Origin of the sequence: Sulfitobacter sp. PR48 (genome assembly GCF_028807335.1) — a bacterium.
Classification (GTDB): Bacteria; Pseudomonadota; Alphaproteobacteria; order Rhodobacterales; family Rhodobacteraceae; genus Sulfitobacter.
Genome location: NZ_JARAMM010000003.1, coordinates 113686 through 136723, shown reverse-complemented (window position 1 = coordinate 136723; position 23038 = coordinate 113686). Strand labels below are relative to the sequence as shown.

Genomic DNA, 23038 nt, shown 5'->3' with positions numbered 1-23038 from the left:
AGATCGTCGTACCTGTCACTCGGCGGTCAGGAGCGGGGGCTTGTTGCCCGAAAGACGCTTGTTTTCCAGCCCCAGAACCTCGATCGACAGTTCTTCCTTCTTGACGCCGACCTTGACGACACCACCCTTGGCCAGCTTGCCGAACAGCAGTTCTTCGGCCAGCGGCTTCTTGATGTGTTCCTGGATCACGCGGCCCAGCGGGCGCGCACCCATCTTGTCGTCATAGCCCTTGTCGGCCAGCCATTCGGCGGCCTTCTTGCTGAGCTCGATGGTCACGTTGCGGTCCATCAGCTGTGCCTCAAGCTGCAGCACGAACTTCTCGACCACACGCAGGATCACCTCCTTGGGCAGCGGTGCAAAGCTGATCACCGCATCCAGACGGTTGCGGAATTCCGGCGTGAAGGTGCGTTCGATTGCCGCCGTATCCTCGCCTGTGCGGCGGTCGCGGCCAAACCCGATGGCTTCCTTGGCCTGTTCAGCGGCACCCGCGTTGGAGGTCATGATCAGCACCACATTACGGAAATCCACCGTCCGGCCGTTGTGGTCGGTCAGCTTGCCGTGGTCCATCACCTGCAACAGGATGTTGTAGACATCCGGGTGCGCCTTTTCCATCTCGTCCAGCAGCAGCACGCAGTGCGGGTGCTGGTCGACACCATCGGTCAGCATGCCGCCCTGGTCAAAGCCGACATAGCCTGGAGGCGCGCCGATCAGGCGGGAGACCGCGTGTTTCTCCATGTATTCAGACATGTCGAAGCGCAGCAGTTCCACACCCAGCGTATCCGCCAGCTGTTTGGCCACCTCGGTCTTGCCGACACCGGTCGGCCCGGCAAAGAGATAGTTGCCGATGGGCTTTTCCGGTTCGCGCAGGCCCGCACGGGCCAGCTTGATGGCAGAGGACAGCGCCTCGATCGCCTTGTCCTGGCCAAAGACCACGCGTTTGAGCGAGGCTTCCAGATCCTTCAGCACCACAACATCATCCTTGGACACGTTCTTGGGCGGGATGCGGGCGATCTTGGCCACCACGGCTTCGACCTCCTTGGTGCCGATGGTCTTGCGGCGCTTGGAGGCAGCGACCAGATGCTGGGCTGCACCGGCCTCGTCAATGACGTCGATGGCCGAATCCGGCAGTTTGCGGTCGTTGATATAGCGGTGTGCCAGTTCCACCGACGTCTTGATCGCGTCGGAGGTATATTTGACCGAGTGGTGATCCTCGAAATAGGGTTTCAGGCCCCGCAGGATCTTCACCGCGTCATCGACCGAAGGTTCGTTCACGTCGATCTTCTGGAACCGGCGGCTCAGCGCGCGGTCCTTTTCGAAGTGCTGGCGGAACTCCTTGTAGGTGGTGGAGCCCATGGTGCGCAGCTTGCCCCCCTGAAGCGCGGGCTTCAGCAGGTTGGAGGCATCCATCGCACCGCCCGAAGTCGCGCCCGCACCGATCACGGTGTGAATCTCGTCGATGAAAAGGACGGCGTCCTTATGCGCCTCAAGTTCCGAAACCACGGCTTTCAACCGTTCCTCGAAATCGCCGCGATACCGGGTTCCGGCCAGCAAAGCACCCATGTCGAGCGAATAGATGGTGGTCTTGGAGAGCACTTCCGGCGTCTCGCCCGCGACGATCTTGCGCGCGAGCCCTTCGGCGATGGCGGTCTTGCCCACACCGGGGTCACCCACCAGAAGCGGGTTGTTCTTGCGGCGGCGGCACAGCACCTGAATGCAACGCTCCACTTCGGCCTCGCGGCCAATCAGCGGGTCGATGTCGCCTTCGCGCGACTTGGCGTTGAGGTCCACGCAATACTTGGCGAGTGCGGATTCCTTCTTGTCGCCCTCGGTCACGCCCTGGGGTTCTTCCTCATGCTCCGGCGCGCCGGCCACCGGGCGCTGCTCGCCATAGGCGGGGTCCTTGGCCACGCCATGCGCGATGTAGTTGACCGCGTCGTAGCGGGTCATGTCCTGCTCCTGCAGGAAATAGGCGGCGTTTGATTCACGTTCCGCAAAGATGGCGACCAGCACATTCGCGCCCGTCACCTCGGTCCGGCCGGACGACTGGACATGGATTGCGGCACGCTGGATCACGCGCTGGAAGGCGGCTGTCGGCACGGCTTCGGAGCCGTCGACATCGGTGACAAGGTTGCTCAGGTCCTCGTCCACGAATTCGACCAGCGTGTCGCGCAGTTCGGAAACATCGACCGAACATGCCTTCATCACCTGGACGGCATCGGGTTCGTCGATCAGGGCCAGCAAAAGGTGTTCCAGAGTCGCGAATTCGTGGCGGCGGGCATTGGCCAGGGCCAGCGCTGCATGAATTGCTTGCTCAAGCGTATTCGAGAATGAAGGCACGAGGTGCTCCTTTTCGATCGGGGTCGGCAGGGGGCTGTGGAATAACAGGGCCCCGGTCCGACCATGGCCTCATAGTATTAGAGTTTGGTTGATCATGGCCCGGCTTCAAGCATTTTCTTGAAAATTCTCTTCACAAAGACCGTGATAGCGTTGTTTTGGCGTCAGATGCGGCAGGTTTGCTGACGGATCGGAGCGGTCCAGGGCATTGCACATGCAACGCAGCGGCGCGCCCGATCAGAAATTGTCCTTGCGCTTGCGAATTTCGGCAAAGACGTCGCTGTCCGAAGCGTCTGGCATCCCCAGGTTCGCGCGAATGCCGGGGTCGGCGGGGCGCAGGAAGGGATTGGTTTGGAGTTCGGTTGAGAGTTGCGATGGTACCGTTGGCTGACCCTTGGCACGGGCGTCCTCAACGGCCTTGGCCCTTGATATAAGAGCGTCATTCTGCGGATCAACAGTCAGCGCAAATTTTGCGTTGGATGCGGTGTATTCATGCCCTGAACAGATGGTCGTATCGCCGGGCAATTTCATCAGTTTCTGCATGGAATCCCACATTTGCGCGGGCGTTCCTTCAAACAGGCGGCCACAGCCAAGCGCCATCAGGCTGTCGGCAGTAAAGGCGGCGCTGGCACCCGGCACATAAAAGGCAATATGGCCAACCGTGTGGCCCGATACCTCCAGGATATGCGCGGTGAGGCTGCCCAGCTTGACGGTATCGCCTTCCTTTACCGGGACATTGAGCTCCGGCATCCGGTGGGCGTCGGCCGCCGCACCCACGACAGAGGCGTGGTGATCCGCCAGCAGGTCGGCCAGCCCATCGACGTGGTCCCAGTGATGGTGCGTCAGCCACACCTGCGACAGGGTCCAGCCGTGATCCTCAAGCGCCGCCTTGATCGGGCCTGCTTCGGGCACGTCGATGCAGGCAGTCTCGCCGGTGGCCTCGTCATGCAGCAGGTATGCATAGTTGTCGGACAGGCAGGGAATTGTAATCAGATCAAAGGGCATGGTGTATTCCTCTCTCCTGTTGGTAAGGTCAGGGCCAGAGTGACATTCACGACGATGGGCTGCAATGCATCTTGATGTTCAGGACCTGCGTAATTTCTACTACCGCAGCACGTTGGGGCGTGCGGCGCAGAAATCCCTGCGCACCCGGATGCTGGGGCTGTGGCCGGAGGCCAAGGGCCAGACCGTGGTGGGCTTCGGCTTTGCCGCGCCGCTGCTGCGCCCCTACCTGAGCGATGCGCGACGGGTAATGACGCTGATGCCCGGACCGCAGGGGGTGATGCCCTGGCCTGCGGGCATGCCGAATACCTCCGTATTGACCGAGGAAACGCTCTGGCCGATCGAGACCGGGCATGTGGACAAGCTGGTATTGCTGCACGGACTGGAAACGTCAGAGCGGCCCTCGGACTTGCTGGAGGAATGCTGGCGGGTGCTGGGGCCGGGGGGCAAGGCGCTGTTCATCGTGCCGAACCGCGCCGGGCTTTGGGCGCGGCGGGACCGGACGCCTTTCGGCTATGGGCGACCCTATTCGCCGGGGCAGCTCGACGCGCAGCTGCGCAAGCATCAGTTTCTGCCTGAGCGCCAGGTCGGCGCGCTTTACCAGATCCCCTCGCAGCAACGTATCTGGATGAAATCCTCCGGCCTGTTCGAACGGATCGGTCGGCACGTGCCGACCATCTTTGCCGGGGGCGCATTCATGGTGGAGGCCACAAAGCTGGTCTATCCGCCCAAGGGCCGGACGCAAAGGAACCGCAAGCGCATCAGCGTGCTGGACGGGCTCACCGAGCCCGCCGTGGGCAGCGCCCGGACCTAGGGGTCTGAAAAAACCTGGGCTGGGCTGCCGCTGGTGCGGCCCCAACATCACGGCATCCCTGTTAACACCTCACCCTGCAGCCCGAACCCGCTACGCCGCGCCTGCGCGGTTGATGTCGAAGTCGAAGTTTTCGTTCGCATAGATCGTCTCGTTTGACCCAATGGGCGCTGTAGTCAATTGCAGCACCTGTGTGTCACCCACGAAGATCGCAAACTCTTGCAATGGTTCTCCCAGGGGGCTCTCGTAACTGTATGTTACGACGTTAATGTCCCCTTCGATCGCTGGATCGATGTTCAGCAGAATACTGGACCCACCTGCCGGTTTTAAAATTGTTGCGAAACCGTTGGTCACTTCATCCTCGGCGATGTTCACGACGAACGTACCATCGCTGAGGTCAGGGGTATCAATGGCTGTCTGGCCTGCACGAATGGTAAAACTGTCCGACCCGGTGCCACCCCGGAACAACACATCCGGTCCAGACCCTTCCTGCGCTATGAACACATCGTCACCAGAGCCACCATCAGCCAAAATGTCGTCGCCACCAATCAATACTGTGTCGTCACCGGTTCCGCCCGACACCTCTGCCGTGTCGTGATCGACGCTGAGCACATCATCGCCTGCGCCACCCAGATAAAGCGCATTGCCACCGGCCGGACCGGCTTCGATGGTGTCATTGCCATCACCGCCGCTCACGGTGCTGTTTTGGGCGCCATCGACCTGGTACAGATCGTCGCCATCGCCGAGTTGCGTAAACGCGCCGCCGCCATCCCCGGTCACTGTGTCATTGCCACCGCCAAGCGTGTTGTAGGTGCCGCTCACGACACTCACGCCGCTGTCATCGGTGCCAGTTGCATCGTCAAACCCCGGGTTCAGCACTTCTCCGTTTGGGTCGACAAAGGTCAGATTGTCCATCGTCAGACCTGCGACACCTTCCAGTCTTATGGAAACGTCGCTGGCTTCATCGGATCGTTCAGCGGTGATGGAAAGGATCAGGTCGGTATAGCTGCCGTCATCCGCCTCGGCGAAGGTGACGTCGTTCAATTGCAGATGGGACGAATGCGCCAATTGCCCGCCCAGCAGGTCCAGTTCCAGCCTGTCCTGCGCGGGGTCGAAATCCTCGATCCGGGCAATCAGCCCGATATCGGTATCAGCCGAGTTGTAGCTGAACGCAAAGGTATCATTGCCCGCGCCGCCGCTGAAACTGCGCAGGGCGCCTTCCTCCGGATCGGTATATTCAGTGACTGCGATCCCAATGGTGTCGTCACCATCACCGCCATTTACCGTGACTGGCCCGCTACCGGAAAGACCGGAAGCTGCTCGGATGAAATCGTTGCCTTCGCCCCCGTCCGCATGGGCACCCGAATAGTAGATCAGCTCGTCGTCCCCGGCACCGCCATTGAGGGTGCCGCTGCCGGACAGCCTGTCGTCTCCGATACCACCGTTGGCTGTGGATGAACCGAAACTTGCGATGGTGTCATTTCCCGCGTCGCCATTCAGGACGTTCCCATCGTACCGGCTGTCCGTGATCAGTTCATCGTCACCTGCACCGCCGTTTACGGTCGCATTGTCAACGTGGACCTCAATCTGGTCATCGTCAGCAGTCCCGTTGAAGACACTGCCCTCAGTGGGTTCACCTGGCGTTTCGGGCGGTTCCACCGGATCGGGCGTGTCCACCGTGTCGTCGTCATTGTTCAAAGCCATCAGCAAAAGGCCAACACCGAGCAGCGGCAGAAGTGTGAGACCAAGCATGGGAATCCCCTAAAACAAAACAGGCGAGAGCATGGCAACCGATAAGCGACCCTCTGTCAAATGCCTGGCCAAAAACCGGGCAAGTCGTTGCCCCCGATGAAACAATTGCTGCAGATCAGTGCGGACTATCGCGAACCCGGCGCATCATGGGGTTGCAGCGCCGGGCCGCACCCCGGAGGCCGCAAGGAGATTCGCCGCCCCGCCCATGGTTTGAACAAACGACCAGGGCGCGACCCGCAAAAAAACGCAGAGTGCTATCCGTGTCCTAAATAAAGGGATATGCAGGTCATAAAGCCGCACTATACTGTGTTGCGGGCAGGGAAGTGCTCTGCTACATGGCACCTGATTTAGACGTCTTGAGCCTATTCAAGCCGCGCCAACGAACCGGTGACGCGACTTCTTTCGCATATCCGGACAGATTTTTGAGAGGATGGACGTGTCCGAAACAGCTTCGATTTCCACCGGTATCGCACAGCGCTACGCCTCGGCGGTCTATGATCTGGCCAAGGATGGCAAAAAGGTCAAAGGCATCGAAGCCGACCTGGACGCGTTGAGCGACGCGCTGAATGACAGCGAAGATTTCCGCAACCTGATCCATTCGCCGGTCTATACCCGTGACCAGCAGGGCGCTGCGATTTCCGCAATTGCCAAGAAGATGAAACTGTCCCCGATCATGACCAACACGCTGTCGCTGATGGCGACAAAGCGGCGTTTGTTCGTCCTGCCCCAGCTGGTCAAGACGCTGCGCGCCCAGATCGCCGAGGACAAGGGTGAAGTCACTGTCGAGGTGACCTCCGCCAAGGCGCTGACAAAGACGCAATCTGACAAGCTGGCAAAATCGCTGACCGCGAACACCGGCAAAGCCGTAACACTTCAATCGACCGTTGATGAGAGCCTCATCGGCGGTCTTATCGTCAAAGTGGGCTCCAAGATGATCGACACGTCGATCCGCTCTAAGCTCAATTCCCTCCAGAACGTAATGAAAGAGGTCGGATAAATGGGTATCCAAGCCGCAGAGATTTCTGCAATCCTGAAGGACCAGATCAAGAATTTCGGCCAAGAGGCCGAGGTTGCCGAAGTCGGTCGTGTGCTGTCCGTCGGTGACGGTATTGCGCGCGTCTACGGGCTGGACAATGTTCAGGCCGGTGAGATGGTTGAATTCCCCGGCGGCATTCAGGGCATGGCCCTGAACCTTGAATCCGACAACGTCGGCGTCGTGATCTTCGGTTCCGACCGGGACATCAAGGAAGGCGACACCGTCAAGCGGACCAACTCCATCGTGGACGTGCCGATTGGCAACGAACTGCTGGGCCGGGTTGTGGACGGTCTGGGTAACCCGATCGACGGCAAGGGCCCGATCAACGCCAAGCAGCGCGGCGTTGCCGATGTGAAGGCGCCGGGCATCATCCCGCGTAAATCGGTGCATGAACCGATGGCAACCGGCCTCAAGGCCGTTGACTCCATGATCCCGATTGGCCGTGGCCAGCGTGAATTGATCATCGGTGACCGTCAGACCGGCAAGACCGCCGTCGCGCTTGACGCGATGCTGAACCAGCAGCAGGTCAACGACGCCGCAGAGGGCGACGAAAGCAAGAAGATGTACTGCGTCTACGTTGCGATTGGTCAAAAGCGGTCCACCGTGGCCCAGCTGGTCAAAAAGCTCGAAGACACCGGCGCGATGGCCTATTCCATCGTTGTTGCCGCAACCGCGTCCGAGCCCGCGCCGATGCAGTTCCTGGCACCCTATGCCGCGACAGCGATGGCGGAATTCTTCCGCGACAACGGCCGTCACGCCCTGATCGTCTATGATGACCTGTCCAAACAGGCCGTGTCCTACCGCCAGATGTCCCTGCTGCTGCGCCGCCCGCCGGGCCGTGAAGCCTATCCGGGCGACGTTTTCTACCTGCACTCCCGTCTGCTGGAGCGTTCGGCCAAGCTGGGCGACGACGCTGGCAACGGCTCGCTGACGGCGCTGCCGATCATCGAAACCCAGGGCGGCGACGTGTCGGCCTTTATTCCGACCAACGTGATCTCGATCACCGACGGCCAGATCTTCCTGGAAACCGAATTGTTCTACCAGGGCATCCGCCCCGCCGTGAACACCGGTCTGTCGGTGTCGCGCGTTGGGTCCTCGGCCCAGACCAAAGCGATGTCCTCGGTTGCCGGTCCGGTGAAACTGTCGCTGGCTCAGTACCGCGAAATGGCTGCCTTTGCGCAGTTCGGTTCCGACCTCGATGCCGCCACCCAGCGCCTGCTGAACCGCGGTGCGCGTCTGACCGAGCTGATGAAACAGCCGCAGTATTCGCCGCTGTCGAACGCGGAAATCGTCTGCGTCATCTACGCCGGTACACATGGCTACCTCGACAAGCTGGAAGTCACCGAAGTTGGTCGCTGGGAACAGGGGCTCCTGTCGCACCTGCGTTCCAAGAACGCCGATCTGCTCAAGGACATCACCAACAATGACCGCAAGGTGAAAGACGAGCTGGAAGACAAGATCAAAGCTGCGCTCGACGCTTACGCCGCAGACTTCGCTTAAGGAGAGATAAGCCAATGGCAAATCTCAAGGACCTTAAAAACAGGATCTCGTCGGTCAAATCGACCCGCAAGATCACCAAGGCCATGCAAATGGTTGCCGCGGCGAAACTTCGCCGCGCGCAGGAGGCTGCCGAAATGTCACGCCCCTATGCCGAACGGTTCAATGCCGTGATGGCGGGGCTGGCGGCTTCGGTTGGCGACAGCGACAGCGCTCCCAAGCTGCTGACAGGCACCGGGTCGGACAAGGTGAACCTGCTGATCGTCATGACGTCAGAGCGGGGGCTGTGCGGCGGTTTCAACACGAACATCGTGAAGAAGGCCAAGGTACACGCGCAAAAGCTGCTCGGCGTCGGCAAAGAGGTGAAAATCCTCACCGTCGGTAAAAAGGGCCGTGACCAGCTGCGCCGCGACTTTGGCAAACACCTGGTCGGCCATGTCGATCTGTCAGAGGTGAAGCGCCTGAGCTACGCCGACGCACAGGGCATTGCCAAGGACGTTCTGAACCGGTTCGACGCGGGCGAATTCGATGTCGCCACGTTGTTCTTTGCGGAATTCGTGAACGTGGTCAGCCAGGTCCCGCAGGCCAGGCAGATCATCCCGGCAACTTTCGAAGAGGGCGAGGCCGACAGCGCCAGCACCCTGTTCGATTACGAGCCGAGCGAAGAGGCCATTCTGGCCGATCTTCTGCCGCGCGGTGTCGCCACGGCGATCTTCTCGGGTCTGCTGGAGAATGCCGCTTCTGAACAGGGCGCGCGCATGTCCGCCATGGACAACGCCACACGCAACGCGGGCGAGATGATCGAAGACCTGACAATCGAATACAACCGTTCCCGTCAGGCCGTCATCACGAACGAGCTGATCGAAATCATTTCCGGCGCGGAAGCGCTGTAAGCAATATCGGAGAAACGACATGGCACAAGCAGTCGGCAAAATTACTCAGGTCATCGGCGCCGTCGTTGACGTGCAGTTCGAAGACAACCTGCCCGAGATCCTGAACGCCCTTCACACCGAAAACCAGGGCAAGACGCTGGTTCTCGAAGTGGCACAACACCTGGGCGAAAACACCGTGCGGACCATCGCGATGGACGCCACCGAAGGCCTCGTGCGCGGCGGCAAGGTCACCGACACCGGCGCCCCCATCCAGGTGCCCGTCGGCAAGGCCACACTGGGCCGCATCCTGAACGTGACCGGCGCGCCGGTTGACGAAAAGGGCCCGGTCGAAACCGACGAGACCCGCGCCATCCACGGCGAAGCGCCCTCGTTTGACGCGCAGTCCACCGAAACCGAAATCCTGACCACAGGCATCAAGGTGATCGACCTGCTGGCCCCCTACACCAAGGGTGGTAAAATCGGTCTGTTCGGCGGTGCCGGCGTGGGCAAGACGGTTCTGATCATGGAACTGATCAACAACATCGCCAAGGTGCACTCGGGCCTGTCCGTTTTCGCGGGCGTGGGCGAACGTACCCGTGAGGGCAACGACCTGTACCACGAGATGATCGAATCCGGCGTTATCGTCCCTGACAACCTGCAGGAATCCAAGATTGCGCTGGTCTACGGTCAGATGAACGAGCCTCCCGGTGCGCGTATGCGTGTTGCCCTGTCCGGCCTGACCCTGGCCGAACAGTTCCGCGACGAATCCGGTTCCGACGTTCTGTTCTTCGTCGACAACATCTTCCGCTTCACGCAAGCGGGCTCCGAGGTTTCGGCTCTGCTCGGCCGTATTCCTTCGGCGGTGGGTTACCAGCCGACGCTGGCGACCGACATGGGCCAGATGCAGGAACGCATCTCCTCGACCAAGAACGGTTCGATCACCTCCGTTCAGGCCGTTTACGTGCCTGCGGATGACTTGACCGACCCCGCGCCAGCGACATCCTTTGCGCACCTTGACGCGACAACCGTTCTGGACCGTGCGATCTCTGAAAAGGGTATCTATCCGGCTGTGGACCCGCTGGGTTCCACCTCGCGCCTGCTGGATCCGCAGATCATCGGTCAGGAACACTACAAGGTTGCGACCGACGTGCAGCAGATCCTGCAGCGCTACAAGTCGCTTCAGGACATCATCGCGATCCTCGGCATGGACGAACTGTCCGAAGACGACAAGATGACCGTTGCCCGCGCCCGTAAACTCGAACGTTTCCTGAGCCAGCCTTTCGACGTGGCCAAGGTCTTTACCGGGTCCGACGGTGTGCAGGTGCCGCTGGAAGACACCATTGCGTCCTTCAAGGCGGTTGTGGCCGGTGAATATGACCACCTGCCGGAAGGTGCGTTCTACATGGTAGGCGGCATTGAAGAAGTGAAGGCGAAAGCCGAAAAACTGGCTGCTGAAGCAGCCTGAGGGAGCCTGACTGATGGCAGACACAATGCAATTCGATCTGGTGTCGCCCGAGCGGCGGCTGGCCTCCTTGCAGGTCACCTCCGTGCAAATCCCCGGTGCCGATGGCGACATGACAGCGATGGAGGGGCATGCCCCCACCATCACCACCCTGCGCCCCGGCGTGTTGTCGGTCGAAGGGCCGGAAGGCACGGCGGAATACGTTGTAACCGGCGGTTTCGCCGAGATCAGCAGCCGTGGTGTATCGGTTCTGGCCGAGCGTGCCGTGCCCAAGGGTGACATGACCCAGGAACATCTCGATGAGATGATCGAAGAGGCCACCCATGTCTATTCCAGGGCAAAGGAAGCCTTCGAGAACGAGCCGGGACCGGTTGACGACGCGGCCAAGCTGCTCGCCGACATGGTGGCGGTTGGCGGCGAGATTGGCCTGTCTTCAAAGCAACCAAATCTTTGACGTCATCGACATTCCAAGGAAAAGCCCTGCAATAGCGGGGCTTTTTTGTTCCGGATGCAGGGCAACGGCAGACGGTGGGATCAGGGTTTCCGGCCCTGGGTCGCAAAGCGGCCCGCTTTGAACGCCATGTTGGCCACACAGAATACCCGAAGCCGGAAATCGACGTGATAACAACCCGATACCTGGGGTTGAAGGCGCATAATCCGGCTTTGATCGACGCCACTTTCAGGCCATAATATACCCATGAAAAGATTAAGAAGTCATACGACCGGTGTGGACAGCGGCGATGTCATCCTGTTTTCGGATTACGAAGACGGGGGGGCGATGTGGACCGGGCGCGGCCAGCGCGAGCGCAGGCGGCATATTCGATTTTCCGAAACCTATCTGGAGCCGCCCACGGTCCAGCTTTCCCCGTCGTTGTGGGATCTAGACGCGACAACAGTCATGCGCGCGGACATCAGCGCGGAATCCGTCACGAAATCCGGTTTCGACATGGTTTTCAGAACCTGGGGCGACACGCGGGTCGCGCGGATGCGCATTTCCTGGATTGCCATCGGCCATCTGAGCGACGAAGGCGACTGGGACGTCGAATAGCGTTCCGGTGACGGCCCATCTCTGCGCCCGGGGCTCGGGTCAGAAGGCCCTCAGATGCTCAAACCCGAAGTTGTTGCGGGCGTGTCCGGTCAGCGGGTGGCGTATTCCGCCGCGTACATTCCGTCATAGATCGGGCCCAGCGTATTGGCCTCGAACAGCGATGACACAGAGGTCCCGTTCCAGATGTTCAGGATCGCCTGGGCAAAGATCGGCGCCGTCGGCACGATGCGGATATTTGCGGCTTTTTTGATCTCTTCCGTGGGCTGGATGCTGTCTGTGATCACCAGCGACTTCATCACCGACTTGGTGACGCGGTCCACCGCCGGGCCGGACATGACACCGTGGCTGATGTAGGAATGCACTTCCTTCGCCCCGTTCTCAAGCAGCACTTCGGCGGCCTTGCAAAGGGTGCCGGCAGTGTCGCAGATGTCATCGACGATCAGGCAGATCTTGTCGGTCACATTGCCGATCACGGTCATCTCGGCGACTTCCCCGGCTTTCTCGCGGCGCTTGTCCACGATGGCCAGCGGGGCGTTCAGGCGTTTGGCCAATTCGCGCGCCCGCGCCACGCCACCCACATCAGGGCTGACGATCATCAGCTCGTCCATACGGTCCTTGAAAGCATTCGCGATGTCCAGCGCAAAGACCGGAGAGGCATAAAGGTTGTCCACCGGGATATCAAAGAACCCCTGGATCTGTGCCGCATGCAGATCCATGGTCAGAACCCGCTCGATCCCGGTGCCGACCAGCATGTTTGCCACCATCTTGGCAGTGATGGGCGTGCGCGCCTTGGTCCGCCGGTCCTGCCGGGCGTAACCGAAATAGGGCAGCACCGCAGTGACCCGTGCAGCCGAGGACCGGCGCAGGGCATCGGCCATGATCAGCAGTTCCATCAGGTTGTCATTGGCCGGGTTCGACGTGGGCTGGATGATGAACATATCCTCGCCGCGCACGTTTTCGAACACCTCCACGAAAATCTCGCCGTCGTTGAACCGCTCCACCCGTGCATCGACAAGCCCCACGTTGACACCCCGGTGCAGCGACATCCGCCGTGCGATCGCCTTGGCCAGCGGCATGTTGGCATTGCCTGAAATAAGCTTGGGCTCGGAAGTGCGGGGCATGGGAGGGTCTCCGTGGCAGCGGGAATATGACAGATTCGTGTCGTTGAACCTCGCTTAGCACGCAGCTACGGTGCCACCAAGCTATCAGCCCCTCAAGGAACGCCAAATGTCCCAGATCGACTACTTTTTCGCGACACTGTCCCCCTATTGCTACCTTGCCGGCACCCGGCTCGAAGAGGTGGCCCGGAAACATGGCGCAACGATCAACTACAAGCCCTTCGACATCGTCAGCGCCTTTGCCCGGACCGGGGGCACAGCCCCCAAGGACCGGCACATCAGCCGCATCGAATACCGGGCGCAGGAACTGGTCCGGCAGGCAAAGAAGCTGGGCATGCCCTTTAATCTGCAGCCTGCACATTGGCCCACAAATGGGGCGCCCGCGGCCTATGCGTTCATCGCGGCGCAAAATGCCGGCGGCGGCGATCTGGGCAAGCTGGCGCATGTGATCACCCGCGCGGTCTGGGCCGAGGAAAAGGACATCGCCGAGGATGATGTGATCCGCGCCTGCCTGACCGAGGCGGGGTTCGACCCCAAACTGGCGGACAGCGGTCTGCTGGAAGGGGCAGAGACCTATGCCCGCAACCTGGAGGAAGCGGTGGAGCGCGGCGTCTTTGGCGCACCGTTCTATTTCGTGGGCGATCAGCGGTTCTGGGGGCAGGACCGGATTGCCGACATCGACCTGCATCTTGCAGGCGATCTGTGACCCCACAACCCGGCTTCCACGCCCATGTGCGGACCCTGGGCCAGGGTCCGCGCCGGGTGCTGGGACTGCATTGCACGCTGGCATTTGGCGGCGCATGGGCGGGGATGGTCGATGCCCTGGACGGAGAGGTCACATTTGTCGCGCCCGATATGCCCAGCCATGGCAAGAGCGATGACTGGGACGGGGTCAGCCACCTGAGCGATACGGCGGTGGCCTCTTCGGTTGCCGCGATGGATGACACACCGATGGATGTGATCGGCCATTCCTTCGGCGCCATGACCGCGCTGCGCATCGCGGTGTCCTATCCCGAAAGGGTGCGCAGCCTGACGGTGATCGAACCGGTCTTTTTCGCCATCGCACGGCAGGATGCGCCTGACGCCCTTGCCGCCCACGAACGCCATTCACTGCCCTTCACAAAGGCGATGAACAGCGGTGATGCGGAGGCCGGCGCGCGGGTCTTCAACAGGATGTGGAGCGATCAGGCCCCGGCCTGGGACAGCCTGCCGGAGCGGACCCGTGCCGCAATGACGCGTGGCGTTCATGTGGTGCCGGGCAGCCGCGATGTGCTTTACGACGACGACCGCGGGTTACTGCAACCGGGCGGTCTGGATGCAGCGCGTATGCCGACCCTCGTGCTGCGCGGAGAGCAGGCCCATCCCGCAATCATCGCGACCAATGACGGTCTGGCCGCCCGGATGCGCAATGCGCGGCAGGCTGTTGTGCCGGGCGCGGGACATATGGCCCCGATCAGCCACCCCGGGGAGACAGCGGCGATCTGGAAGGAATTCCTGGATACGGTCTGAGCCTGACGGCACCGGCCTAGAAATGGCTGAGGAAGGCATCAATCTGGTCGCGGGGCAGGGACCAGTCGCAGACAAGGCGCGCAGCGACCATTTCGTCATCCGCCCCTTCAAGGCTGCCGCCCCAGAGGTGATAGCGCGCCCCGGCCTCGTGCAGCTTGCGGTGCACCGCACGCGGCCAACTGGCAAAGATCATGTTGGCCTGAGGTTCGTGCAGGAAGGTCGCACCTGCCTTGCGCAGGCCATCGGCCAGATATGCCGCATTGTCATTGGCCTGCCGCGCCATGCGCAGCCAGAGGTCATCCGCGAGATAGCCCGCCATCTGTGACGAAAGATAGCGGTGCTTGGAAAACAGATGCGCCCCGCGTTTGCGGCGCAATTCGAACTCCCATGCCTTTTCGGGATCAAAGAAGATCACCGCCTCCACACCCATGCAGCCGTTCTTGGTGCCGCCAAAGCTGACCACGTCGACACCGGACTTCCAGGTCATTTCCGCCGGGGAACAATTGAGCGACACCAGCGCATTGGCAAAGCGCGCGCCGTCCAGGTGCACGGGCAGGTCATGCGCCCTGGCCACTGCCGTCAGCGCCTGCAGTTCGGCAATGCTGTGGACCGATCCCCGTTCGGTGACCTGCGTGATGGAGACCGGCCCCGGCTGAGCGCCATGAACGTTGCCGGGCTTCTGGCCGGAGATCGCGGCCTCCAGACCTTCGGGCGACATCTTGCTCTGCGTTTCCACCAGGGTCAGCTTGGCCGAGCCGGTGTAGAATTCGGGCGCGTTACATTCGTCCTGATGGATGTGCGACACGCTGGAGCAGAAGATCGTTTGCCAGGGCTGCGCATAACACGCCAGCGCCAGCACATTTGCCGCCGTTCCCGTGGCCACCAGATAGACCGCCGCCTCCGGCGCTTCGAAGATGTCGCGCAGCCGGTCGCGCACCTCGTCCATGATGGTGTCCTTGCCGTAGGGCATCTGGTACCCGGCGTTGTCCGCCACGATCCGCTCCATGATCGCGGGATGCACGGGACCGGCGTTGTCAGAGCTGAAAAACACGGTGCTACTCCTCTATGATGTGGTCTTCCCATTCTTCGAAGGGGACATCAAATTCCGAAACAGTGCGGCCCTGAACCGACACGCCGGCGTCGTGCACGGATTGCGCGGTGCCGGTGATCAGCGGGTGCCAGTCGGGCAGGGGCTTGCCCTGCCACAGCAGCCGATAGGCGCAGGTCTGCGGCATCCAGTATGCGTGGGTGTCCAGGTTGTCGGGGCGCAACACGATGCAATCGGGGACAAATTCGTGCCGGTTCTCGTAATGGGCGCAGCGGCAGGTGGCATCGTCGAGCAGGCGGCAGGCGACACGGGTCAGGGCGACTTCCTCGGTGTCCTCGTCCTCAAGCTTGTTCAGGCAGCATTTGCCGCAGCCGTCGCAGAGCGCCTCCCATTCACGGGGCGTCATTTTCGTCAGCGGCGTTGTCTCCCAGAACCGGGGACGCAGGCCGTTGCGGAGGATGGGATCGCTCACAGCGCCGCCAGAATGCGCCGTGCCTCGGCGCTGTCTGCATCCATCTGGGTGATCAGCGCATCAAGGCTGTCGAATTTCTCTTCGCCGCGCAGGTAATCGACCAGCGCAATCGACAGGGGCGTGTCATAGAGATCGCCCTTGAAATCAAAGAGGAATGTTTCAAGGTTCGCCTTGTTCTGCCCGAACATGGGCCGGACGCCAAGGCTTGCCACGCCGTGATAAGATCCGGCGTGCGCCCCTTCCAGCACATCGACCAGAACGGCATAGACCCCGAAAGCAGGCGGATGCAGCCCGTCAATGGACATGTTGGCCGTTGGATATCCCAGCTCCCGGCCACGCTGTTCACCGCCGATCACGGGGCCCTCGATGCGGTGCCAATGGCCCAGCATTGCGGCGGCGACACGCGGTTCGCCGTCCGTCAGCGCCTGCCGGATCGCGGTGGACGACACGGTCTTGTCGTCGTTTTCCATAAGGGGTGCGATGGTCACGCCAAATCCCATGTCGCGGCCGAACCGTTCCAGGTCCTGCGCCGTGCCGGCACGGTTCTTGCCAAAGCAGAAATCCGCACCAACCACCACATGCTTCAGCCCCAGCCCGTCACGCAACACATCGGCGGCAAAGGCTTCGGGGTTCAGCGCGGCAAGGTTCTTGTTGAAGGCCAGCTCATAGAGCTTCTTGACGCCCAGCTTCTCCAGCCGGTGGGCGCGGGCGACGCGGCCCATAAGCCGGAAGGGGGGCGCATCGGGGGCAAAGAACTCTCTCGGGTGGGGTTCGAATGTGACAATCCCCAAAGGGGCATCCGGTGCCGCCGCGCGGGCCAGTTCGATCACGGACAGGTGGCCGCGATGGACCCCGTCGAAATTTCCGATGGCGGCGGTTGCGCCCCGGTCGGCGGCTTCTACGAACTGATAATCGCGCAAGATCTGCATGGCTCTTGCCTAGCCGCCCCTCAGGGGGAGGGCAAGACACGCCAATTCCAATCTTCCAAAAAGTCCGGGCTGGGGTGCCGGTGCCTCAGTCGAACTTGCGCGAGGGGGCCAGAACCGTGGCTTCGCCAATCAGGACCTTCTTGCCCTCGACCGAACAATGGCAGTCCATCCGGACGATCCGTTTGGACATGTCGATATCGGTCACCTTCACCTCGGCATAAACCTCGTCGCCCGGGCGCACCGGGCGCAGGAACTTCAGCGACTGGCCAAGATAGACGGTGCCATGCCCCGGCAATTGTTCCCCAATCACGGCAGAGATCAGACCCGCCGTCAGCATCCCGTGGGCGATGCGGCCCTGAAAGATGGTGTCCTGCGCGTAATCGTCATCCAGATGCACCGGGTTGCGGTCGGTCGAGACGGTCGCGAACATCTCGATATCCGCGTCGGTCACTTCCTTGCGGATATAGCGGAACATGCCGATTTCAATGTCTTCTATGACAATGGTTCCGCGCGGAAAGTTGTCCAACATACCGTCCCCCTAGGTAATAAAATGCCGCAAAGAGCGAACTTCTGGCAACTTAATTACTTCGCAGGCGCAGAAACGCAAGTCTTTTTCTACCGCAGGAACCCGATTGCATAGGTCGGATCGTAGACATCCCTTGCCAGAAAGGCCCTGAGCGCTTCCGGATTCGGCTGCCTGCCGGTCTGGGTCTCACTCGCGGCCAGACCGCCGGTGATAAAGAGCGAATCGATGTTTTCGCCCTGTGCGCCCTTGATGTCGGTCAGGATACCGTCGCCGATGGCAAGAATCCGGTCGTCGGGGACCTCGGTGCCGAGGGCGGTCAGGCGGCGCCGCGCCAGGTCATAGATCGGCGGATGCGGTTTGCCGAAATAAAGGCTCTCGCCCCCCATTTCGGTGTAGAGTTGCGCCAGCGCCCCGGCGCACCATTCGCGTTCCTCGCCCCGGTCCACGACGATGTCGGGATTGGCGCAGAGCAGTTTCAGGCCGCGGGCAATCGCCGCTTCAAATTCCGGACGCATGACCTCGGGGTCGGCAAAAGGATCCTTGGGGCCGGTACAGACAATCCCTTCGGCCTCGTCCAGGGGCACCTGTGTGACCTCAATCGGGTTTTTCTGGATGCTGAGCGGTTCAAAGAACTTCTCCTCGCCGGGCTGGCCGATGAACCAGATCTTCTGGCCCACGGTGCCGCGAAACATAGCGGCGCGCGCGGAATCGCCGGAGGTGGCGATGGAATCCCAGGCGTCTTGCGGTACGCCGAAATGCACCAGCTGCTTTTCGACCCCGGCACGGGGGCGGGGCGAATTGGTCACCAGGATGACCTTGCCACCCGATGCACGATAGGCCTGAAGCGCTGCCACCGCTTCGGGAAAGGCCGTCACACCGTTGTGCACGCAGCCCCAGAGATCGACAAACAACGCATCATATTGCGCAGAAACCTGGGAAAGGCTGGTGATGATACGGTTCATGGGATTCTCCTTGGCGATTGCCGCAGCCATAGGCGATTCCCGGTGAATAGGAAACCGTGTGACGCAGGGGCCGGGCGTGGCGTGCCGACCCCCGCCGTTACAATCAGACCTTGAGGTTCGGGATGATCTGCTTCTTGCGGCTCATGATGCCGGGCAGAACCACCGTATCGCCGGAGACGGAGGCACCAAAACTTTTCTCGGCAACGGTCTTGCTCAGCTCGTTCGGGATCAGCATGGTCGCTTCCTCGTTCAGGATGTCCACGACGAACAGCAGCACCTGGTCGGCGCCGTCCTCTGTCGCGACGCCCGGCATCGCGGCCATCAGCGCATCCTTGCGGTCCAGGACGCTCTTGGGCGAGGTGGTTTCAAGAACAGAGACGCGGAACTGCTTGCCGCCAACTTCGTATTCCTTGCTGTCCATCCGCAGCAATTCTGCTTCGGAGAAAGAGGATACGTCCGACTTGGCCGCGAACATATTGGCGGCATATTCGGCAATGTCGATGCCCAGATCCTTGGCCAGCGCCTTGGCGATGGCCTCGTCTTCGGGGGTGGTGGTCGGGCTGCGGAATTCCAGCGTGTCGGACAGGATGCAGGTCAGCATCGCGCCTTTGATCTCGGTTGGCATCTGCGCCATGTCGTCACCGATGGCCTTGTACATGATGGTCGCGGTGCAGGCCAAAGGCTGGATGTTGATGTGGATCGGCCCCTTGGTTTCCAGCCCGCCGACCAGCTTGTGATGGTCGATGATCGCCTTGATGTCGGCGTTGTTGATGTTGTCGGGCAGCTCGGCGGGGTTGTTGGTGTCCACGATCACGACGGGCTGGTCGTCTTTGACGCCGTCGATGATCTGCGGTTTGTCCAGCTTCCAATGGTCCAGCATGAACAGCGCTTCGGTATTGGGCTCGCCCAGCAGGGCGGGGGCGGCGTCGACGCCGTGGACATGGTTCAGATACCACGCCCAGATGATGGGGGAGCCGGTGCTGTCGGTGTCGGGTGATTTGTGACCGAAAACGAGCGTTGTCATGCAATTTTTCCTGCGATTGAAACGGTGGGTTCGCGCGCCTTATAGGGGGAGTGCCCTGCCTTGTCACCCCGTCATGCTGCGGCGCAGCATCACAGCCCCAGCTCGCTGCGCCGCTTCTTGCTCAGCCCGGCCACGACCATGTCGTATGAGGCTGCAATATGATCGCGCAGGCTGTCATCCGACAGGCCCGGCTGGCCATATTGCTGGATCCATTTCAACCCGCGCGAGGCCATGTAGGGGGCAGGGCGCAGCCCCGGGCTGTCGGAGAGCACTTCGAATGCCAGTTCAGATACCTTGAAGGTCACGGTATCTCCGCTTTCGCCCAAGCCGATGATGGCGAACACCTTGCCGCCCACCTTGTAGACATCCGCATTGCCCCATTGCACCACATGGGTCGCCTGGGGCATCGCGGCGCAGAATCGATTCAGGTCATCACGGGTCATCAAGCGATCATAGCGGCTTGGAAGGGCGGGCGAAATAGGTCACTCTGGCGCCATGACGCAACCGCGAGAAACCGATCTTTACCCCCCGATCAAGGCTTATCTGGAAGATCAGGGCTATGTGGTGAAGGCCGAAGTCGGCGCGGCGGATGTGATGGCTGTGCGCGGTGCGGAACCGCCCCTGATCATCGAGCTGAAGCTGGGGTTTTCACTGGCGCTGTTCCACCAGTGCCTTGAACGGCTCAAGGTCAGCGATGACATCTATCTGGCGGTGGCGCGCCAGCCGGGCAAACGGTTTGCCAAGGCGATCAAGGCGAATACCGCGCTGGCGCGGCGACTGGGTCTGGGGCTGATCACCGTGCGGCTGTCCGACGGGCTGGTCGAGGTCCATTGCGATCCCGGCCCCTATGCCCCGCGCAAATCGGCTAGGCGGCAGGCGATGTTGCTGCGCGAATTCGCGCGGCGGCAGGGTGACCCCAATGATGGCGGGCAGACGCGGGCGGGATTGGTCACCGCCTACCGGCAGGACACGCTGAAACTTGCGGTCTACCTGTTCGAGGTCGGGGCCAGCCGGGGCGCGGATGTGGCCCGGGAAACCGGCGTCGCACGCGCGACCACGATGATGCGCGACAACCACTATGGCTGGTTCGAGAAGGTCGAGAAGGGGGTCTATGGCCTGACCCCGGCGGGGGCCGAAGCGGTTGGGGTCAGCGGAAGGGTCCTGGGGACCTGACGGTGCCGGAGTTTTTGAAAACTCCGGAGCGATCTTTTTGAAAAGATCGGTTTCGGGAAGGCGGGGCTGGATTTGGTGGTGTCGGAGTTTTTGAAAACTCCGAGCCGATCTTTTTGAAAAGATCGGGACCCTCCGCACCTCTGAACTCGGTTTGGAGACCGCAGAACATCCCTTGAACGCAAGGCCTGTATGCTTAGTTTCAGCGAAGCCACCGCGCCACTCCCGGCACAATAAAATTTTCCACAAACCAATGGTTGACTCGGCTTCATCCGAACCCTAGCTATGCGCCGTTAGCACTCGACCATGTTGAGTGATAACGGCCCGGACAAACGGGCGACTGGGAGAAACTTTGAGCGTTAAGGAGCTACAAAGATGGCATTGAAACCGCTTCACGACCGCGTGCTGGTAAAGCGCACTGAAAGCGAAGAGAAAACTGCTGGCGGGCTGATCATCCCCGATAGCGCAAAAGAGAAACCCTCCGAAGGCGAAGTTGTTGCCGTGGGCGAAGGCGCCCGCAAGGACAGCGGTGAACTGATCACACCGGCGGTCAAGGCAGGCGACAAGATCCTGTTCGGCAAATGGTCCGGCACCGAAGTGACCGTCGACGGTCAGGAAATGCTGATGATGAAGGAAAGCGACATCATGGGGATCATCGAGTAAGCCATCCGGCCGCTCTGAACCCTGATCGCTGAACTGAACTGAACAAGAACTCTCAAGAGGAGAAAACAAAATGGCTGCTAAGGACGTCAAATTCGCGACTGACGCACGTAACCGCATGCTCAAGGGTGTGAACATCCTTGCCGATGCGGTGAAAGTCACGCTGGGCCCGAAAGGCCGCAACGTGGTTCTGGACAAATCTTTCGGCGCACCGCGCATCACCAAGGACGGTGTTTCCGTGGCGAAAGAGATCGAGCTTGAGGACAAGTTCGAAAACATGGGCGCGCAAATGGTCAAAGAAGTGGCCCAGCGCACCAATGACGAAGCAGGCGACGGTACAACAACCGCCACCGTGCTGGCGCAGGCCATCGTCAAGGAAGGCATGAAATCGGTTGCCGCCGGCATGAACCCGATGGACCTGAAGCGCGGCATCGACATGGCGACCACCAAGGTTGTCGAAGCGATCCGTGCAGCGGCCCGTGACGTGACCGACAGCGACGAAGTTGCACAGGTCGGCACCATCTCCGCCAACGGCGAAGCAGAAATCGGCCGTCAGATCGCCGATGCGATGCAGAAAGTCGGCAACGAGGGTGTCATCACCGTCGAAGAGAACAAGGGTCTGGAAACAGAGACCGATGTCGTCGAAGGCATGCAGTTCGACCGCGGCTACCTGTCCCCCTATTTCGTCACCAACTCCGACAAGATGACCGTCGAGCTGGAAGATGCCATCATCCTGCTGCACGAGAAGAAACTGTCTTCGCTGCAGCCGATGGTTCCGCTGCTTGAGCAGGTGATCCAGTCGCAAAAGCCGCTGCTGATCATCTCTGAAGACGTGGAAGGCGAAGCGCTGGCGACCCTCGTGGTCAACAAGCTGCGCGGCGGTCTGAAAATCGCAGCCGTGAAGGCACCGGGCTTTGGCGATCGTCGCAAGGCGATGCTGCAGGACCTCGCGATCCTGACCGGCGGTCAGGTCATCTCCGAAGATCTGGGCATGAAGCTTGAATCCGTCACCATGGACATGCTGGGTTCGGCCAAGAAAGTCACCATCACCAAGGACGAAACCACAATCGTCGACGGCGCTGGCGAAAAGGCCGAGATCGAGGCACGCGTGGCCCAGATCCGCAACCAGATCGAAGAGACCACCAGCGACTACGACCGTGAGAAGCTGCAGGAACGTGTTGCCAAGCTGGCAGGCGGCGTTGCCGTCATCCGCGTTGGCGGCATGACCGAAGTCGAAGTGAAAGAGCGCAAGGACCGCGTCGACGACGCCCTGAACGCGACACGTGCGGCTGTGCAGGAAGGTATCGTCGTCGGCGGCGGTGTGGCCCTGGTTCAGGCAGCCAAATCGCTGGACGGCCTGACCGGTGCGAACAACGATCAGAACGTCGGTATCTCCATCGTGCGCAAGGCACTGGAAGCACCGCTGCGTCAGATCGCTGAAAACGCCGGCGTGGACGGTTCGGTTGTTGCCGGCAAGATCCGCGAAAGCAGCGACCTGAAGTTCGGCTTCAACGCGCAGACCGAAGAATATGGCGACATGTTCAAGTTCGGCGTGATCGACCCGGCCAAGGTTGTGCGCACAGCACTGCAGGACGCGGCATCCATCGCCGGTCTGCTGATCACCACAGAAGCCATGGTTGCCGATCGTCCGTCGAAAGACGGCAACGGCGGCGGCATGCCCGACATGGGTGGCATGGGCGGCATGGGCGGCATGATGTAAGCTGCTCTGACCTGTCAGAGAAAACCGGGGCGTGCCGCAAGGCGCGCCCCTTTTTCATGGATCGGCGGTTCATGGCGGTGGTTGTG

23 protein-coding genes are annotated in these 23038 nt (G+C 61.1%); 12 read left to right on the top strand and 11 right to left on the bottom strand.

Features of this window, described 5'->3' with window-relative positions; genetic code table 11:
• Positions 1-15 precede the first annotated feature (15 nt).
• Together clpA and gloB are read right to left on the bottom strand one after the other, a co-directional pair.
• The gene (clpA, locus tag PVW51_RS05330; protein ID WP_274573885.1) at positions 16-2337 is read right to left on the bottom strand and encodes an ATP-dependent Clp protease ATP-binding subunit ClpA; all 2322 of its coding nucleotides are present in this window, start codon (positions 2335-2337) and stop codon (positions 16-18) included.
• 234 nt (positions 2338-2571) lie between these two features.
• Entirely contained in the window at positions 2572-3339 is a 768-nt protein-coding gene (gene gloB / locus PVW51_RS05325; protein WP_274573884.1) for a hydroxyacylglutathione hydrolase, read from the bottom strand.
• Between the two features lie 64 nt (positions 3340-3403).
• On the opposite strand from gloB, the gene PVW51_RS05320 reads away from it, so the two are divergent.
• A complete protein-coding gene (locus PVW51_RS05320) occupies positions 3404-4150 on the top strand; it encodes a methyltransferase domain-containing protein (RefSeq protein ID WP_274573883.1) in 747 nt (248 codons plus the stop codon).
• A 90-nt stretch (positions 4151-4240) separates the two neighbouring features.
• On the opposite strand, the gene PVW51_RS05315 is transcribed toward PVW51_RS05320, so the two are convergent.
• Entirely contained in the window at positions 4241-5899 is a 1659-nt protein-coding gene (locus PVW51_RS05315) for a calcium-binding protein (protein WP_274573882.1), read from the bottom strand.
• 436 nt (positions 5900-6335) lie between these two features.
• Here PVW51_RS05315 and PVW51_RS05310 point away from each other — a divergent pair, with 436 nt between their 5' ends.
• From PVW51_RS05310 to PVW51_RS05285, 6 genes are all read left to right on the top strand, one after another.
• The gene (locus tag PVW51_RS05310) at positions 6336-6896 is read left to right on the top strand and encodes a F0F1 ATP synthase subunit delta (protein ID WP_274573881.1); all 561 of its coding nucleotides are present in this window, start codon (positions 6336-6338) and stop codon (positions 6894-6896) included.
• Positions 6897-8435 carry a F0F1 ATP synthase subunit alpha gene (gene atpA / locus PVW51_RS05305; RefSeq protein WP_269361251.1) on the top strand — a complete coding sequence of 513 codons (1539 nt, stop codon included), beginning with the start codon at positions 6897-6899 and terminating at the stop codon, positions 8433-8435. It abuts the gene before it with no gap.
• Between the two features lie 14 nt (positions 8436-8449).
• Entirely contained in the window at positions 8450-9325 is an 876-nt protein-coding gene (locus PVW51_RS05300; protein ID WP_274573880.1) for a F0F1 ATP synthase subunit gamma, read from the top strand.
• Between the two features lie 19 nt (positions 9326-9344).
• Complete coding sequence (gene atpD / locus PVW51_RS05295; protein ID WP_269361248.1) at positions 9345-10769, top strand: F0F1 ATP synthase subunit beta; 1425 nt, start codon at positions 9345-9347, stop codon at positions 10767-10769.
• Between the two features lie 13 nt (positions 10770-10782).
• A complete protein-coding gene (locus tag PVW51_RS05290) occupies positions 10783-11220 on the top strand; it encodes a F0F1 ATP synthase subunit epsilon (protein WP_114275174.1) in 438 nt (145 codons plus the stop codon).
• 243 nt (positions 11221-11463) lie between these two features.
• On the top strand, positions 11464-11814 hold the full coding sequence (locus tag PVW51_RS05285) for an H-type lectin domain-containing protein (RefSeq protein ID WP_114275173.1): 351 nt from the start codon (positions 11464-11466) through the stop codon (positions 11812-11814).
• 89 nt (positions 11815-11903) lie between these two features.
• Here PVW51_RS05285 and PVW51_RS05280 read toward each other — a convergent pair whose 3' ends face one another.
• The gene (locus PVW51_RS05280) at positions 11904-12935 is read right to left on the bottom strand and encodes a ribose-phosphate pyrophosphokinase (RefSeq protein WP_114275172.1); all 1032 of its coding nucleotides are present in this window, start codon (positions 12933-12935) and stop codon (positions 11904-11906) included.
• Positions 12936-13041: 106 nt separating this feature from the next.
• Here PVW51_RS05280 and PVW51_RS05275 point away from each other — a divergent pair, with 106 nt between their 5' ends.
• Together PVW51_RS05275 and PVW51_RS05270 are read left to right on the top strand one after the other, a co-directional pair.
• The gene (locus tag PVW51_RS05275) at positions 13042-13638 is read left to right on the top strand and encodes a 2-hydroxychromene-2-carboxylate isomerase (protein WP_269361243.1); all 597 of its coding nucleotides are present in this window, start codon (positions 13042-13044) and stop codon (positions 13636-13638) included.
• A complete protein-coding gene (locus tag PVW51_RS05270; RefSeq protein ID WP_274573879.1) occupies positions 13635-14441 on the top strand; it encodes an alpha/beta fold hydrolase in 807 nt (268 codons plus the stop codon). Before PVW51_RS05275 ends, PVW51_RS05270 begins: the two co-directional genes overlap by 4 nt.
• A 16-nt stretch (positions 14442-14457) precedes the next feature.
• Here PVW51_RS05270 and PVW51_RS05265 read toward each other — a convergent pair whose 3' ends face one another.
• From PVW51_RS05265 to PVW51_RS05235, 7 genes are all read right to left on the bottom strand, one after another.
• A complete protein-coding gene (locus PVW51_RS05265; protein WP_274573878.1) occupies positions 14458-15492 on the bottom strand; it encodes a threonine aldolase family protein in 1035 nt (344 codons plus the stop codon).
• Positions 15493-15496: 4 nt separating this feature from the next.
• The gene (locus tag PVW51_RS05260) at positions 15497-15961 is read right to left on the bottom strand and encodes a YcgN family cysteine cluster protein (RefSeq protein ID WP_274573877.1); all 465 of its coding nucleotides are present in this window, start codon (positions 15959-15961) and stop codon (positions 15497-15499) included.
• Positions 15958-16890, bottom strand: a complete 933-nt coding sequence (locus PVW51_RS05255) for a bifunctional riboflavin kinase/FAD synthetase (protein ID WP_269361236.1) — start codon at positions 16888-16890, stop codon at positions 15958-15960. Before PVW51_RS05255 ends, PVW51_RS05260 begins: the two co-directional genes overlap by 4 nt.
• Before the next feature lie 85 nt (positions 16891-16975).
• Entirely contained in the window at positions 16976-17419 is a 444-nt protein-coding gene (locus tag PVW51_RS05250) for a MaoC family dehydratase (RefSeq protein ID WP_114275166.1), read from the bottom strand.
• A gap of 86 nt (positions 17420-17505) precedes the next feature.
• Positions 17506-18378 carry a TIGR01459 family HAD-type hydrolase gene (locus PVW51_RS05245; RefSeq protein ID WP_274573876.1) on the bottom strand — a complete coding sequence of 291 codons (873 nt, stop codon included), beginning with the start codon at positions 18376-18378 and terminating at the stop codon, positions 17506-17508.
• 103 nt (positions 18379-18481) lie between these two features.
• Positions 18482-19402, bottom strand: a complete 921-nt coding sequence (locus tag PVW51_RS05240) for a manganese-dependent inorganic pyrophosphatase (protein ID WP_274573874.1) — start codon at positions 19400-19402, stop codon at positions 18482-18484.
• Between the two features lie 89 nt (positions 19403-19491).
• Positions 19492-19845 carry an MmcQ/YjbR family DNA-binding protein gene (locus tag PVW51_RS05235; protein WP_274573872.1) on the bottom strand — a complete coding sequence of 118 codons (354 nt, stop codon included), beginning with the start codon at positions 19843-19845 and terminating at the stop codon, positions 19492-19494.
• 52 nt (positions 19846-19897) lie between these two features.
• On the opposite strand from PVW51_RS05235, the gene PVW51_RS05230 reads away from it, so the two are divergent.
• The 3 genes from PVW51_RS05230 (at position 19898) to groL (ending at position 22952) form a co-directional block, all read left to right on the top strand.
• Positions 19898-20575 (top strand): DUF2161 domain-containing phosphodiesterase, encoded by a 678-nt coding sequence (locus tag PVW51_RS05230; RefSeq protein WP_274573871.1) that lies wholly within the window; start codon positions 19898-19900, stop codon positions 20573-20575.
• Between the two features lie 372 nt (positions 20576-20947).
• Positions 20948-21235, top strand: a complete 288-nt coding sequence (gene groES / locus PVW51_RS05225) for a co-chaperone GroES (RefSeq protein WP_269361225.1) — start codon at positions 20948-20950, stop codon at positions 21233-21235.
• A gap of 70 nt (positions 21236-21305) precedes the next feature.
• On the top strand, positions 21306-22952 hold the full coding sequence (gene groL / locus PVW51_RS05220) for a chaperonin GroEL (RefSeq protein WP_269361223.1): 1647 nt from the start codon (positions 21306-21308) through the stop codon (positions 22950-22952).
• Positions 22953-23038: the final 86 nt, after the last annotated feature.

Coding starts and splice junctions, on each gene's coding strand:
- atpD (WP_269361248.1), top strand. CDS start 9,345: ATGGCACAAGCAGTCGGCAAAATTACTCAGGTCATCGGCGCCGTCGTT.
- PVW51_RS05315 (WP_274573882.1), bottom strand. CDS start 5,899: ATGCTTGGTCTCACACTTCTGCCGCTGCTCGGTGTTGGCCTTTTGCTG.
- groES (WP_269361225.1), top strand. CDS start 20,948: ATGGCATTGAAACCGCTTCACGACCGCGTGCTGGTAAAGCGCACTGAA.
- PVW51_RS05285 (WP_114275173.1), top strand. CDS start 11,464: ATGAAAAGATTAAGAAGTCATACGACCGGTGTGGACAGCGGCGATGTC.
- PVW51_RS05280 (WP_114275172.1), bottom strand. CDS start 12,935: ATGCCCCGCACTTCCGAGCCCAAGCTTATTTCAGGCAATGCCAACATG.
- groL (WP_269361223.1), top strand. CDS start 21,306: ATGGCTGCTAAGGACGTCAAATTCGCGACTGACGCACGTAACCGCATG.
- PVW51_RS05255 (WP_269361236.1), bottom strand. CDS start 16,890: ATGCAGATCTTGCGCGATTATCAGTTCGTAGAAGCCGCCGACCGGGGC.
- PVW51_RS05230 (WP_274573871.1), top strand. CDS start 19,898: ATGACGCAACCGCGAGAAACCGATCTTTACCCCCCGATCAAGGCTTAT.
- PVW51_RS05300 (WP_274573880.1), top strand. CDS start 8,450: ATGGCAAATCTCAAGGACCTTAAAAACAGGATCTCGTCGGTCAAATCG.
- PVW51_RS05290 (WP_114275174.1), top strand. CDS start 10,783: ATGGCAGACACAATGCAATTCGATCTGGTGTCGCCCGAGCGGCGGCTG.
- PVW51_RS05275 (WP_269361243.1), top strand. CDS start 13,042: ATGTCCCAGATCGACTACTTTTTCGCGACACTGTCCCCCTATTGCTAC.
- atpA (WP_269361251.1), top strand. CDS start 6,897: ATGGGTATCCAAGCCGCAGAGATTTCTGCAATCCTGAAGGACCAGATC.
- PVW51_RS05320 (WP_274573883.1), top strand. CDS start 3,404: ATGCATCTTGATGTTCAGGACCTGCGTAATTTCTACTACCGCAGCACG.
- PVW51_RS05245 (WP_274573876.1), bottom strand. CDS start 18,378: ATGAACCGTATCATCACCAGCCTTTCCCAGGTTTCTGCGCAATATGAT.
- PVW51_RS05235 (WP_274573872.1), bottom strand. CDS start 19,845: ATGACCCGTGATGACCTGAATCGATTCTGCGCCGCGATGCCCCAGGCG.
- gloB (WP_274573884.1), bottom strand. CDS start 3,339: ATGCCCTTTGATCTGATTACAATTCCCTGCCTGTCCGACAACTATGCA.
- PVW51_RS05250 (WP_114275166.1), bottom strand. CDS start 17,419: ATGTTGGACAACTTTCCGCGCGGAACCATTGTCATAGAAGACATTGAA.
- PVW51_RS05240 (WP_274573874.1), bottom strand. CDS start 19,402: ATGACAACGCTCGTTTTCGGTCACAAATCACCCGACACCGACAGCACC.